The sequence below is a fragment of the Amycolatopsis lurida genome, from assembly GCF_900105055.1.
GTDB classification, from domain to species: Bacteria; Actinomycetota; Actinomycetes; order Mycobacteriales; family Pseudonocardiaceae; genus Amycolatopsis; species Amycolatopsis lurida.
Genome location: NZ_FNTA01000004.1, coordinates 2,952,982 through 2,966,615 on the forward strand (window position 1 = coordinate 2,952,982; position 13,634 = coordinate 2,966,615).

Annotated in this window: 10 protein-coding genes; 6 read left to right on the forward strand and 4 right to left on the reverse strand. The window is 69.9% G+C overall.

Features of this window, described 5'->3' with window-relative positions; genetic code table 11:
* Positions 1-2 precede the first annotated feature (2 nt).
* The 3 genes from BLW75_RS18695 to cydC all read left to right on the forward strand — a co-directional run bounded on the left by BLW75_RS18695 (position 3) and on the right by cydC (position 4,293).
* A complete protein-coding gene (locus tag BLW75_RS18695; protein WP_034324041.1) occupies positions 3-995 on the forward strand; it encodes a cytochrome d ubiquinol oxidase subunit II in 993 nt (330 codons plus the stop codon).
* Between the two features lie 9 nt (positions 996-1,004).
* Positions 1,005-2,660, forward strand: coding sequence for a thiol reductant ABC exporter subunit CydD (cydD, locus tag BLW75_RS18700; protein WP_241784165.1), 1,656 nt, complete (start codon positions 1,005-1,007; stop codon positions 2,658-2,660).
* A 76-nt stretch (positions 2,661-2,736) separates the two neighbouring features.
* Entirely contained in the window at positions 2,737-4,293 is a 1,557-nt protein-coding gene (cydC, locus tag BLW75_RS18705; RefSeq protein ID WP_034324039.1) for a thiol reductant ABC exporter subunit CydC, read from the forward strand.
* A gap of 57 nt (positions 4,294-4,350) precedes the next feature.
* Here cydC and BLW75_RS18710 read toward each other — a convergent pair whose 3' ends face one another.
* Positions 4,351-5,250, reverse strand: coding sequence for a glucosyl-3-phosphoglycerate synthase (locus BLW75_RS18710; protein ID WP_034324037.1), 900 nt, complete (start codon positions 5,248-5,250; stop codon positions 4,351-4,353).
* A 51-nt stretch (positions 5,251-5,301) separates the two neighbouring features.
* On the opposite strand from BLW75_RS18710, the gene BLW75_RS18715 reads away from it, so the two are divergent.
* Positions 5,302-5,976: a lysophospholipid acyltransferase family protein gene (locus BLW75_RS18715; RefSeq protein ID WP_034324035.1), complete on the forward strand. Its 675-nt coding sequence runs from the start codon at positions 5,302-5,304 to the stop codon at positions 5,974-5,976.
* A 262-nt stretch (positions 5,977-6,238) separates the two neighbouring features.
* Here BLW75_RS18715 and BLW75_RS18720 read toward each other — a convergent pair whose 3' ends face one another.
* The 3 genes from BLW75_RS18720 to BLW75_RS18730 all read right to left on the reverse strand — a co-directional run bounded on the left by BLW75_RS18720 (position 6,239) and on the right by BLW75_RS18730 (position 9,577).
* The gene (locus BLW75_RS18720; protein WP_034324031.1) at positions 6,239-6,817 is read right to left on the reverse strand and encodes an LOG family protein; all 579 of its coding nucleotides are present in this window, start codon (positions 6,815-6,817) and stop codon (positions 6,239-6,241) included.
* Positions 6,817-7,602: an LOG family protein gene (locus BLW75_RS18725; RefSeq protein WP_034324028.1), complete on the reverse strand. Its 786-nt coding sequence runs from the start codon at positions 7,600-7,602 to the stop codon at positions 6,817-6,819. The genes BLW75_RS18720 and BLW75_RS18725 overlap by 1 nt, the downstream gene beginning before the upstream one ends.
* Before the next feature lie 112 nt (positions 7,603-7,714).
* Complete coding sequence (locus BLW75_RS18730; RefSeq protein ID WP_034324026.1) at positions 7,715-9,577, reverse strand: glycoside hydrolase family 9 protein; 1,863 nt, start codon at positions 9,575-9,577, stop codon at positions 7,715-7,717.
* A 183-nt stretch (positions 9,578-9,760) separates the two neighbouring features.
* Between BLW75_RS18730 and BLW75_RS18735 the strand changes: the two genes are divergently transcribed.
* Both BLW75_RS18735 and BLW75_RS18740 read left to right on the forward strand, forming a co-directional pair.
* Complete coding sequence (locus BLW75_RS18735; protein WP_241784162.1) at positions 9,761-11,074, forward strand: helix-turn-helix domain-containing protein; 1,314 nt, start codon at positions 9,761-9,763, stop codon at positions 11,072-11,074.
* 278 nt (positions 11,075-11,352) lie between these two features.
* Positions 11,353-13,620 carry a M4 family metallopeptidase gene (locus BLW75_RS18740; protein WP_091597832.1) on the forward strand — a complete coding sequence of 756 codons (2,268 nt, stop codon included), beginning with the start codon at positions 11,353-11,355 and terminating at the stop codon, positions 13,618-13,620.
* Positions 13,621-13,634: the final 14 nt, after the last annotated feature.

Here is a 13,634-nt window from a genome sequence, read left to right on the forward strand (position 1 = left end):
CGATGGTGATCCTCTGGTGGTGCGTGCTCGGTTTCCTGACCGCCGGCTATTTCGCGCTGGCCGGCTACGACTACGGCGTCGGCATGCTGCTCGGCAGGCTGGGCCGTGACGAGGCAGGGCGGCGGCGCGTGCTCGGCGCCTTCGGCCCGTTCTTCCTGGCCAACGAGGTGTGGCTGGTCGCCGCGGTCGGCGTCCTGTTCGGCGCTTTCCCCCATCTGGAAGGAAAAGTGTTCGCCGGGGCGTACATCCCGGTGGTGACCCTGCTGCTCGGGCTGGTCACGTTCACCGCGGCGGTGCAGCTGCGCAGCAGGCGGCCGGACGCGCGCCGCGGCGCCTGGACACTGGCGATCACCGTCGGCGCGTGGGTGACGGCGGTGTCCTGGGGCGTGTTCCTCGGCAACCTCGTCCTCGGGCTCCCGCTCGACGCGGCCGGTAAACCGTCCGGCGACGTCCTCGCGGTGTTCAGCCCGTACGCGCTGCTCTGGGGCGCGGGGTTCGTCGCGCTGTTCGCCTTGCAGGGAGCGGCTTTCCTCGCCGTGCGGGCACCGGCGGAGTTCACCGCCCACGCGAACCGGATCGCCAAGGCGCTGCTCGCGCCGGCGCTCGCGTTCCTGGTCGTGGCGGTCGTCTGGGGTGCCGTCGAAACCTCCGCGTCGTGGTCCGTGCTGCCCGCGATCGTGCTGGCGTTCGGCGCGCTGGGCGTCGCGGCCGCGGCTCTGCGCGCCGGGCGGCACAAGACGGCACTGGTCGCCACGATGACGCTGTCGGCGTCACCGGTGGTCGCCGTCGGGACCGCGCGCCTGCCCGACGCGCTGGTGTCCTCTGTGGACGGAGGTTTCTCGTTGAGTCTGACGGAAGCGGCCACCAGTACCGAGATGCTCGGCCTGCTCACCTTCGTCCTGCCTCCCGCGCTCGTGGCGATCGCCGCCGTGCAGTGGGTGACGTGGCGCAGGCACGACACCCGCGTCGACCAGCGCTCGCTGCTGCACTTCTAGGAGCTTGAAATGCCTCCCCTTCCCGGACTGCGCCGCCATTTCGGCGTACTGGCCGTCCTCGGCACGCTGACCGCCGCGGCGATCCTCGTCCAGGCCGACGGCCTCGCGACGCTGCTCACCGGCGGCGGCGTGACCTGGACGCTCGTGGCCGCCATCGCGGTACGGGCTTTGCTCGCGGGTGTCCAGGGCTCCGTCGGTGGCCGGTTCGCGGCGAAGGTCAAGGGCGGGCTGCGCAAACGGCTGCTCGGCGCGGAAGCGGAGAATCCCGGCGCGGTCGCGACCCTGGTGACCAAGGGGATCGACGCGAGCGACGCCTATCTGACCGGATATCTGCCGACGGTGGTGCTGTCGGCGATCGTGCCGGTCGCGGTGCTCGTCCGGCTGTTCGCCGCGGATCTGTCGTCGGCGCTGATCATCCTCGCGACACTGCCGCTGATCCCGGTGTTCGCGATCCTCGTCGGGCAGCACACGAAGGCGAAGACCGCCAAGCAGTGGTCGCTGCTTTCCAAGCTGGGCGGGCATTTCCTCGACGTCGTGCGCGGCCTCGGCACGCTCAAGGTGTTCGGCCGCGCCGAAGCGCAGGTGAAGACCGTGCGGGCGATGGCGGACGCGCACACCGACGCGACGATGCGCACGCTGCGGGTCGCGTTCCTGTCCGCGCTGGTACTGGAACTGGTGGCGACGCTATCGGTGGCGCTGGTCGCGGTGCCGATCGGCTTCCGGCTGCTCGAAGGCGGCATGGTCGTGCACACGGCGGTGCTGGTCCTGCTGCTCGCTCCCGAGGCGTACCTGCCGCTGCGGGCGGCCGGGGCGAAGTTCCACGCCAGCGCGGAAGGGCTCGCCACGCTGCGCGAGGCACTGGCCGTCCGCTCGGAGGACGTCGTCCGGGGTTCGCGGGTGGCCCGCCGCGGGGCGCCGCGGATCGTACTGGAGAAGGTGAGCGTCGCGTACGGCGGTGAGACCGTGTTGTCCGAAGTGGACATGACGATCGAGGCGGGCGAGCACGTCGCGCTCGTCGGTCCCAGTGGTTCCGGGAAGAGCACGCTGCTGGCGGTCCTGTTGGGTTTCGTGACGCCGACGTCCGGCCGGGTCCTGGTCGACGGTGTCGATCTGGGCGATCTGGATCCGGCCGTGTGGCGGGCGGGGGCGGCGTGGGTGCCGCAGCGGCCGACGTTGTTCACCGGGACCGTCGAGGAGAACATCGCCATGGGCCAGGTGCCGGACGTCCAGGCCGCGGCGCGCGCGGCGGCGTTCGACGAGGTCGTGCGCGGATTGCCCGACGGCTACCGGACGCGGGTCGGCGAACTGGGCGCGCCGCTTTCCGCCGGTCAGCGGCAACGGCTCGGCCTCGCCAGGGCGCTGGCCCGTACCGAGGCGGGCCTGGCGCTGCTCGACGAGCCGACCGCCCGGCTCGACGCGGCGACCGAAGCGGCCGTGCTCGGCGCGACCCGCGAACTGCTCACCGGCCGGACCGCGGTACTCGTGGCCCACCGGCCCGCGATGGCCGCGCTGGCCACTCGCGTCCTCGAAGTCCACGATGGCACCGTACGAGCAGTAGGCGGAGCTGAAGATGCACCTCGGGCGGTGACCGAACGCGTGAACCCGCCACGGCCGAAGGTCCCGCTATCGCGGTGGCAGGACGCCACCTCCGCATCGGCGAGGTGAATGACCGACCAGCGTCCTGCCGACGTCGATCGCGGACGCGGGTTCACCGACGAACACTGAGAGAACGGGAACTGGTGTGAACGTCTGGGGAGTGTCCACAAAGGACGCCGTACGGCTGGTCCGGGCCGGGCTGATCGGGGCCGGGGCGGAGATCGCCGGGTTGGCGTTGATGGCCACCGCCGCTTGGCTGCTGCTGAAGGCGGCCGAACAGCCGCCGTTAGCCTCGCTCACCGTGGCGATCGTCGCCGTCCGGACGCTGGCGTTGCTGCGCGGCGGGCTGCGTTACGCGGAACGGCTCGCCGGGCACGAGGTCGTCCTGCGCTATCTCGGTGCCTTGCGGACTCGCGTGTACACGTCCCTGCTGCCGCACCGGGTCTCGCGGCATTCCGGCGGCGATCTCGTCACGCGGCTGGTGTCCGATGTGGACGCCGTGCAGGACGCGATCCTGCGGTGCCTGCTGCCCGCCGGTGTCGCCGCGTTCGTGGGCGCGGTGTCGACGACGGTCGCGCTGATCGCCAGCCCGGCCGCCGGGCTCGTGCTGGCACTCGGACTCGCCATCGCGGGGATCGGGCTGCCGTGGCTGTGCGTGCGGATCACCCGCGCGGCGGCGGAGAAGAGCGCTCCGGCCCGCGCGGACCTCGCCGAGCGGGCGGTCGAGCTGATCACCGGACGGCGGGAGCTGATCGCCTACGGCGTTCACGAGTCCACTGTGGACGCCGCGCACACCGCTGTCGAAGCCCTCGCTTCGCGGGATCGGGTGACGGCGAACCGCACGAGCTTGCTGACGGCGTCCGGGATCCTCGTCCAGCTGCTGACTTGCCTCGCGATCGCCCTGACCGCCGGGGTTTCACCGCCGCTGACCGCAGCCCTCGCGCTCGGTGCGCTGGCCGTGTTCGAGCTGGTCCTCCCGCTGACCGCGGCCGCCCAGCGCTGGGTCGAGGTCCGCGCGTCGGCCGAGCGGGTGCGCGCGCTGCTGACGGAACCGCCGCCCGCGCGCGGCACCGTGGCGCCCGAGCCGGGGCATCTGCGGCTCGAAGGGGTCGGCGTCCGGTTCGAGGGCAGGGCCCCGGCGCTGGACGGCGTCGACCTCGACCTGCCGCCGGGCAAGCGGGTCGGGATCGTGGGACCGAGCGGGGCCGGGAAGACGACGTTGCTGAACGTGCTGCTGGGTTCCGTGGCGCCGACGTCCGGACGCGCTCTGCTCAACGGGAAGCCGCTGGAGACCTACGATCCGACGCTACTTCCTTCGGTGATTTCGGGCGCGCTCGCGGACGCGCACGTCTTCCACACGACGGTCCGGGAGAACCTGCTGCTCGCGAAGCCCTGCTCTTCGGATGCCGAACTGCTCGCCGCCTGTGAGACGGCCGGTTTCGACCTGCCGCTGGATCGCGAGGTCGGCTCCGACGGCGGCACGCTGTCCGGCGGGCAGCGCCAGCGGCTCATCCTGGCGAGAGCAGTGCTCTCGGCGCCGCCGATTCTCGTACTGGACGAGCCCGTCGAGGGGCTGGACCCGGAGCACGGCGACGCCGTCCTGGCGGACGTGCTCGCCGCCGCGCGCGGCACCGTCGTCCTGGTCACGCATCGTGAGTCGCAGGTGGCCGGGTTCGACGAGGTCCTGCGGCTGGGTTCCTGAAGTACGTGAAGGCCCCCTTCATTGCGTCTAGCGCAGTGAAGGGGGCCTTCACGTACTTCAGGAGAGGCGCCGCACGTCCCGCATCGGCGGCCGGTCACTCACCGACACCTCGGCGACCTCCGGCAGCCATTCGTCACCTACTTGCGCGAATTGGGTGAGCTGGGCGGGGTCGTCGGACTTGATGCCGCAGCGCGCGAGCGCCGTCCCGAGGATCTGGCGCGCCATCACCCCCAGCTGAAGCAGAGAGCGGTTGCGATGCTTGCGTACGCCGAGGTTGACCTGCGCGAGCCCTTCAAGGCCGTAGCGCGCTTCGGCGTCGAGGATGAGCCCGATCTCGACGCCGTACCCGGCCGCGAAGGGCACGGACTCGAGAAACTCGCGCGTCGCGGCGTACTCGCCTCCAAGGGGCTGAATGAGCCCCGAGAGCGAAGGGCGCAGCGCCGAGAGGACCGGTCGCGCCAGCAACTCGGTGACCCGGCCGCCGCCACTGCTCTCCAACCGCAGCGGCCGCCGGTAGAACCCCTTGACCAGGTGGACGCCCTCTTCGCAGAGCAGAGGGCCGAGCAGGGTCGGGACGAACGCCGGATCCGGGTCGACGAGGTCGGAGTCGAGGAACACGACGACGTCACCGGTGGTCGCGGCCAGCGACCGCCACAGCACCTCGCCCTTGCCCGGCACCGGTGGCAGGTCGGGGAGCACGTCCTCGCGGTGCACCACGCGCGCGCCGGCGCGGGCCGCGAGCTCGACGGTGGCGTCGGTGGACCCGGAGTCCATCACGACCAGCTCGTCGACGACCGTGCCCAGCAACGGCCGCACCGTCCCCACGACCTCGGCGACGGTGTCCTCTTCGTCGAGCGCCGGTAGCACGACCGAAACCGTCCGGTCACCCTTCGCAGCGACGATGTCATCGACCGTCCAGCCGGGGTTCTGCCACGTACGCCGCTCGAACCAACTCATGAGTAGTGATCGTGCCATGCTGGAGTCCGACACCCTGTCGATGGAGGAACCTTGCTACCGCTACTCGTCCGATTCGTGCTGGGCCCGCTGGTCAGGGCGCTGTACCGCCCCGACATCCGCGGCGTGGAGAACATTCCCGCCACCGGGCCGGTGCTGCTGGCACCCAACCATCGGGCGGCCCTGGACACCGGCGTGATCACTTTCACGGCGATGCGGCAGGTCAAGTTCCTCGGCAAGGCGGAGTACTTCACCGGCCGCGGGCTCAAGGGCAAACTGATGGCCGGCTTCCTGGGCGGCCTCGGCTACGTCCCGGTCGAACGCGGCAACGCGCAGGCCGGTCTCGCCGCGCTGGAAGCGGCGCGGAAGGTGCTCGACGCGGGCGGCGCTTTCGCGATCTACCCCGAGGGCACCCGCTCGCTGGACGGGCGGCTGCACCGCGGCCACACCGGTGTCGCGGCCCTGGCGCTGGCGACCGGCGCGAAGGTCGTGCCCGTCGCGCTTTCCGGGACCGAAAACCTGCAGCCCGCCGGTAAGCGGATCCCGCGGCGGGCGAAGATCACCGTCACCTACGGTGCGCCGCTGGACTTCTCGCGGTACGAGGGGCAGGACTCGTCGCCGGCGATCCGGCGCTCGGTGACCGACGAGATCATGTACGCGATCCTGGAGCTTTCGGGGCAGGAATACGTCGACTCGTACCACAAACGGCCTGATCAGAGCGCTGCCTGACGGTTGCGGCGGGCCGAGGTGGTAGCAAAGGTCCCTTGCTCCCCCGCCGCTCCCGGCCCTTGCTTAACGGGACTTCTGGCGCATCGGGCGCGGCTGGCTGGGTGACGTGCTGTGAAGGACTCTGGGTCCCTCGAGGGGCCCTTCATGACTGGCCACCAACCCCAGGTGCACCAGTGACCCACATGTCACAGCGGTAGCGCGTGAAGGCCCCTTTTTCTCGGCTGAGCCGAGGAAAGGGGGCCTTCACGCGCTACCGGAAAACCTACTTAGCCCACTTAGGCCGAGGCGGAGGCACGTAGTCCGCGAAGGCGTCCAGGAGCACCGAAGCGTCCGAGTCGATCGAGAGCATGTCCCGGTACCCAGCCGACAGGAAGCCCTCGGAAACCATGTGGTCGGCGAACTTCAGCAGCGGCGCGTAGTACCCGCCGACGTCGACGAGCCCGATCGGCTTCTCGTGCAGCCCGAGCTGCGCCCACGTCCACACCTCGAACAGCTCCTCCAGCGTCCCCGCGCCGCCGGGCAGCGCGAGGAAGCCGTCGGACAGCGCGGCCATTTTCGCCTTACGCTGGTGCATGTCGGCGACGACGTGCAGTTCCGTCAGTCCGGCGTGTGCGATCTCGACACTGCCCAGTGCCTCGGGGATCACGCCGATCACCTCGCCGCCCGCGGCCAGTGCCGCGTCCGCGACGACGCCCATGGTCCCGACCGAGGCCCCGCCGTAGACCAGCCCGATGCCCCGCGAGGCCAGCAACGTGCCCAGGGCGCGAGCTTCGTCCGCATACCTCGGGTCGAAGCCCATCGAAGAGCCGCAAAAGACGCAGATCCGGCGCGGCGCCGCCATCAGTGGGTGTCCTCCCATGCCTTGTACGAGTCCTGCACGACACGGACGGCGTCCTCGATGTCATCGGTGACGTGCAGCAGTTCGAGATCCTTCTGACCGATCTTGCCCTCGGCGAGCAGCGAACTGGCGATCCAGTCGTACAGGCCGCCCCAGTACTTGCTGCCGAACAGCACGACCGGGAACTTCGTGACCTTCTTCGTCTGCACCAGGGTGAGCGCCTCGAACAGCTCGTCGAGCGTGCCGAAGCCGCCGGGCAGGCAGATGAACGCCTGCGAGTACTTGATGAACATGGTCTTGCGCGCGAAGAAGTACCGGAAGTTGACGCCCAGGTCGACCCACGGGTTCAGGCCCTGCTCGAACGGCAGCTCGATGCCGAGGCCGACCGAGAACCCACCCGCCTCGTTGGCGCCGCGGTTCACCGCTTCCATCGCGCCGGGGCCACCGCCGGTCATCACCGCGAAGCCCGCGTTCGCGAGCGCGCCGCCGATCTTGCGGCCGAGTTCGTACTCCGGGTGGTCCCGCTTGGTCCGCGCCGAACCGAACACCGTCACCGCGCGCGGTACCTCGGCGAGCGCGCCGAAGCCCTCGACGAACTCCGCCTGGATCCGCAGCACGCGCCACGGGTCGGTGTGCACCCAGTCGCTCGGCCCCCGCGAGTCCAGCAGGCGCTGGTCGGTGGTGCTGCCCTGGTCACGGCGATCCCGCCGCAGCACGACCGGGCCCTTGTGGCGCTCGATCGGACGTTCCGGGTACTGGCCGTCGGGGAACTCGCTTGTCTCACTCACCCCGCCAAGCCTACGACGTCGTCACCGTCCGGAGCGGCTGCATCGCCGCGAACAGGAGTTGTCGGAAACGCGAACGCGGGGCCCGCCGGTGAGCGGGCCCCGCGATCACGCCTCAGGAACGTCCGGTCAGCGCGAACGCGAGCATGGCCGTCGAGGTGAAGTCGATGGCGGGCTCGTTGCTCGGCCACGAGGCCAGGTCGTCGGCGTAACGGGACTCGGGGGTGTCGAAGGCTTCGAAGGGCTTCCTGCAGTCCTTCGATCCGGGCGGGAGCTCCATGTGCTCGAAGTTCTCCGCCCCGTTGGGGCCGTTCACGACGGCACCGTAGAGCAGTTTCTCCTCGCCGGCGAGGTTCGCCGCCTGGTGGTGCGGGCACCGCGGGTACGTGGTGCCGACGCCGACGACCAGCGAGATGCCCCAGGCGTTCGCGCCGAGGGTGAAGTTCCGCTGCTGCGAGCCGAACGCCGCGTACCGCCGGTCACCGGTCAGGTCCGCGTACAGCCGCTCGGTCGCGGCGAATCCGAAGCTCTTGCTGGCCGCGTCGAATTCCTTCACCGAGACGGCGGTCCGGAAAGGACTCTGAGCCGCGCTCGCGACACCTTCGTCGAGCTGACGGCGGAGGTCGCCGATCAGTTCCTTCGGACCGAGCGCGGCACCCGGGACGCCGTGCCGCAGGAGCTTCGCCAGTTCGGCGTGCGCCAGCGCGCTGGTGTCGTACAGGTTGAGCGTGCTCTTCTCTTCGACGTCGATGTAGGCCTTCGCCCAGTGCGCCGCCTGCCGCGTCCAGTCGGCGGACCGCGGGTCCCGCAGGGCCTTGGCCGCCAGGGCCAGCTGCGTCGCGCCGAGTTCCATGTCGTCCCGCCAGGACGACTCCGGGTAGTACGCGTGCGGGAACGCGGTGACCAGTTCGCCGACGTTCTCGGTCTTGGCCTGCGCGAAGACCGACGCGGCCTCGGCGAGGTATTCCCTTGCCAGCGTGGGGTTCCGCTTCGCCTCGACCTGAGCGCCGAGCGCGAACGCGGCGGCGACCCGGCCGGCGAGGTTCGGGCTGAGTCCGGACCCGCCAGGGTTCGCGGGGAAGACCGGCCGGTGCTTCACGAAGTACTTGGGGTCACCGGGTTTCACGTCGAGCGGATCGTCGTCGTGCGGGTTCCGCCAGACGTCGTGGTCGCCGAGGAACCCGAACTTGTCGCTGCCCGTGCCGATCCCGACCTGGGCGTAGAGCGTCTTGCTCTTCTCGTCCCACATCTTGTCGAGCCAGTCGAGGCCGAGCTTGACCTCCTTGGCCAGCTCCCGGTCGTAGCCCTCGCGGAGCACGTAACCCAGCTCCGCCAGCGAGTACGCCGTGTTCGACGTGAACTTGACGAAGTCGCCCGCGTCGACCCAGCCGCCCTCGACGTCGATCGGCCCGCCCGCCGGCTTCAGCGGTTCGGTGATCTCGTCGCCGAATTCGCCGCCGAACGCGGGCCATTCGTAGACCGTGGCCTGTTTGTCGGCCAGATGCGAGGGTTTGCGGTCGAGCCGGCCGGGGATGATGTCGTCGCCGTCGCGCTGCGCCTGGAAGAACTCGTTGGTGGCACGGACGAGCGGCGTGAAGAGCCGGTCCTTGGTGTCCACCCGGAACGTCGGCGACGTCGCCTTGGTCTCGCCGGTGACCTCGATCCGGTACTTGCCCGGCAGCCAGACCTTCGACAGGTCGAGCTGGTACACCGCCGGATACTTCGCGTTCCACGCGCCGAGCGACTGCCCGGTCCGTCCACGATGGACGGTCCGGCCGCGTTCGTCGATCACCGAGAACGCGCCCGGCGCGCTGGACAGGAGATAGGCGTGCTTGGTCTCGGTGATGCCGTAGCCGACCTGATCGACCCGCACCTCACCTTGCACCGCCGCCGCGGCCGAAACCGCCGGAACCGTCAAACCCCCGAGGACCAGTGCCGAAACCGCGGCCACCGTCCGGGACCAGGAACTCACCATCATCGGCGCCCCGCTCATGAATTAGTTAAGAAAGTTTCCTTTTTATGGCGCAAGACGCTAGCGTCCGGGACGCCACCAGTCAATATGTCCGTTTCGCCGGTCGGAAGTCACCGGATCCGTCCGTTGTTGGCGGGTATCCGCCCAGCTCAGCCGGATAGCCGCCGGGAAATCGTCTACCGTGGATCAGTGCCGTCCAGGACAGAACCGCTCGGCGCGCGGATCCGGCGGTTGCGCCGGGCACGCGGGCTGACTCAGCGTGAGCTCGCCGAGCCGCGCTACGACCGCGGTTTCCTCGCCAAGGTCGAGTCGGGCCGCCGCGCGCCCTCGGACGACGTGCTCTCCCATCTCGCGCGACGGCTCGGCCTCACCGCGGACGAACTCCGCTTCGACCGGCCACCGGGCGCCGCCGAAGAACTCACCGGCGCGCTGGAGACCGCGTACCGCGAGCTCCAGCAAGGCGGACTCGAAGCCGCCGAGCGCGAGTTCACCCGAGTGGAACGCCGGGCGGCGGAATACCGGCTGCCGGACGTCCAATGCCACGCGCGCTTCTACCTCGGTGAAGTCCAGTGGCAACGCTACGACATCCCGTTGGCGGACAAGGGATTCGCGCACGCCATGGAACTCGCCAACGCCGCGTCTCCCCGGCTGCGCGCGATGATCGTCAACCGCGTCGCCGCCTGCCGCGCGCTTTCGGGCGACTTGGGCGCTTCGGTCGCGCTCGTGGACAACGCGCTCGCCGACCTGCGGGCCACCGGCGCGAGTGATCCCGACGCCGAACTGGCGCTGGTGACCGCGTCGCTCCACCCGTTGATCGAAATGGGCGCGCTCGGCCGTGCTCGCCGGGCCGCCGAAGAAGGCCGTCGCGTCCTCCCTTCCGTCCACCGTGCCGACATCGCCGCGCGCTACCACCGGCAGGCGGCGCAACTGTGGCAGGAGATCGGCCTGGTCGACCGCGCGGAGAAGGACCTGTCGCGGGCACTGCGCCTGTTCACTTCCCTCGGCTACGACCGCGACGCCGCCCGGTGCCGCTGGGCGCGCGGCTTCCTGTGGCGACGGCTGGGCGAACTCGACGAGGCACACGCCGAACTGCGCCTCGCGCGCGATCTCCTTGCCAAGGCCGGGTCACGGGAGGGCGTGCTCGGGGCGACCATCGAACTCGCCGACGTCCGCCGCCGCCAAGGGAAGCTCGACGAGGCCGCCGAACTCGCCGAAGGGATCCGCCCGCTTCTGGATCGATCCCCCGATATCGAGGCCAGGACCGAGGTTCTCCGGTTACTGGGACTCATCGCCCGCGCGCGCGGCGACCTTCCCGAGGCGACCGCACTGCTCGAAGAAGCCGCCACCGCACAGGAAAAGTCCGAACTGCGCGGCGCGCTCGTCGCCACCTCACTGCATTTGGGCGACACGTTGCGCGCCCGCGGATTAATCGAAAAGGCGGCGGAGGCCTATCGGCGCGGTGTACGCGCGGCCGCTATGTCCGATTTCGGGCCGACCGGCTGAAGACCATACGAAAGTCGCCATATATCGCACATGGCGGGAAAAACTCTTACTACACAGGCATTTCATTCCCTGCATGTCGATCTTCACCCGCTCCGCTAGGCCATCCGGCCCATTGACGCGGCTTGTGACCGGCTCCTTTACTCGGACGTGTCCATCGGGATAACTCCAGTTATCCGAATGGGCACGCTCCCCGTCCCCCGCCGTGCGCCCGCCAGGTCGAATTCCCCGCCGCGCCTAAAAGCCGGACGGGTACACGGTCCTGCCCATGGAAGGTTCACATGACCGTTCAGCGAGGGCTCAGAACAGGGTTGGCGGCCGTCGCCGGCCTTGCCCTGAGCATGACGTTCCCGGTGACCCCGGCGAACGCGACCACCGCCACCATCCAGCCCGCGAGCCCCGACGCCGTGGCCGCGAGCGCGGCCGACCGGGCCGCCGCGACCGGCGTGGACCAGTTGCGAAAGGGGGCGCAGGAGGACTTCCGCCGCGTCGGGCTGACCCCCGGTGGCGGAGGACTCTTCTACGCCGCATACGAACGAACCTACCGTGGCCTGCCGGTCGTCGGCGGGGACGCGGTGGTGGTGGCCGACGGCGCCGGGCGCGTCCGCGGCACCAGCGCCGCGGAGACCGCGGCGATCTCGGTCGACACCAAGGCCAAGATCTCCGCCGCGAAGGCGACCGAGGTCGCCCGCGGCCAGCTGTCCAAAGTAGACAGTGTCGTCGCGCCGAAGCTCGTCGTGCTGGCGGGGAACTCCCCCAAACTCGCCTACGAGGTCGTCGTCGCCGGTACCAAGGCGGCGAACCCGAGCAACCTGCACGTGTTCGTGGACGGCGTCACCGGCGCGGTCCTCGAAACCCGTGACGACGTCAAGATGTCCAACTTCCCCACCGCCGCACCGAAGGCGGCGGCGAACGACGTCAGCACGCTGGGGGCCGGGAACAGCTACTACGTCGGCAATGTCACCATCGACACGACGAACTCCGGCGGCACGTACACGATGCGCGACCCGCAGCGCACCAACATCAGCTGCGCCCGTCAGAACGGCTCGCCCTTCAGCGGCCCGGACGACAACTGGGGCAACGGTTCCGGCACCGACCTGGAAACCGCCTGCGTCGACGCGCTCTTCGGCGTGCAGACCGAGTGGAAGATGCTGGGCGAATGGCTCGGCCGCAACGGCATCAACGGCAACGGCGGCGGTTTCCCCGCCTACGTCGGCCTCAACCAGGCCAACGCCTACTGGAACGGTTCCTCGACCACCTACGGCCGCTCGTCGGACAGCCAGCGCCAGGCCACCCCGATGGACGTCGTCGCGCACGAGTACGGCCACGCCATCTTCCAGACCACACCGGGCGGCGCGGGCAGCGGCAACGAGAACGGCGGCCTCAACGAGTCCACCGGTGACATCTTCGGTGCCATCACCGAGCATTACGCCAACAACGCCAAGGACACCCCCGACTACGACGTCGGCGAGGGCGTGAACCTGGTCGGCCGCGGGCCGATCCGTTACATGAACCAGCCGAGCCGGATCTCCGGCAACCCCGACTGCTACTCGTCGTCCATCCCGAACACCGAGGTGCACGCCGCCGCCGGCCCGCAGAACCACTGGTTCTACCTGCTGGCCGAGGGCACCGCGCCGGTCGGCAAGCCGGCCAGCCCGACCTGCAACAACACCTCGATCACCGGGATCGGCATCCAGAAGGCCGGCAAGATCTTCTACAACGGCCTGCTGAAGAAGACCTCCAGCTGGAACCACAAGGCGGCCCGCAAGGCCACCCTGGAAGCGGCGCTCGCGCTGTACCCGGGTTCCTGCACCGAGTTCAACACCACCAAGGCGGCATGGGACGCGATCAGCGTCACCGCGGCGACCGGCGAGCCGACGTCGTGCACCCCGCAGGGCAACGACTTCTCGGTCGGCGTCACCCCGTCGTCGGGTTCGGTCAAGCCGGGCGAGTCGGCCACGGTCACGGTGAACACCGCGACCACCAACGGCACGGCACAGTCGGTCGCGCTGAGTGCGACCGGCCTCCCCGCCGGGGCGACCGCGACGTTCAACCCGGCTTCGGTGCAGTCCGGTGCCTCCTCGACGCTCACCATCGCGACGTCGGCGAGCACTCCTGACGGCACCAGCACCATCACGGTGACCGGCACCGGGGCCAGCGGCGCGCGCACCGCGCAGTACAAGCTGACCGTCGGCACCGGCGGTGACGTGCGCACCTACACCAACGACACCGACTACGCGCTGAACGACTACGGCACGGTGAACAGCCCGATCACCTCCACCGCCACCGGCAACGCGGTTTCGCCGGTGAAGGTGACGGTCACCGGGACGCACACCTGCTCCGAGGACCTCCGCATCAGCCTCAAGGCCCCCGACGGCAGCACGTACTCGGTCAAGGCCACCGGTTCCCTGCCCTGCACCGATCTGGGCACCCGGAACTACTCGGTGAACGTGACCAATGAAGTCGCGGCGGGCACCTGGACCCTCGTGGTCTACGACGCCTACGCGCAGGACACCGGCACGCTCTCCAGCTGGTCCATCACCGTCTGATTCCCGTTCCGTGA

Coding starts and splice junctions, on each gene's coding strand:
- BLW75_RS18730 (WP_034324026.1), bottom strand. CDS start 9,577: ATGATGGTGAGTTCCTGGTCCCGGACGGTGGCCGCGGTTTCGGCACTG.
- BLW75_RS18740 (WP_091597832.1), top strand. CDS start 11,353: ATGACCGTTCAGCGAGGGCTCAGAACAGGGTTGGCGGCCGTCGCCGGC.
- BLW75_RS18710 (WP_034324037.1), bottom strand. CDS start 5,250: ATGAGTTGGTTCGAGCGGCGTACGTGGCAGAACCCCGGCTGGACGGTC.
- BLW75_RS18720 (WP_034324031.1), bottom strand. CDS start 6,817: ATGGCGGCGCCGCGCCGGATCTGCGTCTTTTGCGGCTCTTCGATGGGC.
- BLW75_RS18695 (WP_034324041.1), top strand. CDS start 3: ATGGTGATCCTCTGGTGGTGCGTGCTCGGTTTCCTGACCGCCGGCTAT.
- cydD (WP_241784165.1), top strand. CDS start 1,005: ATGCCTCCCCTTCCCGGACTGCGCCGCCATTTCGGCGTACTGGCCGTC.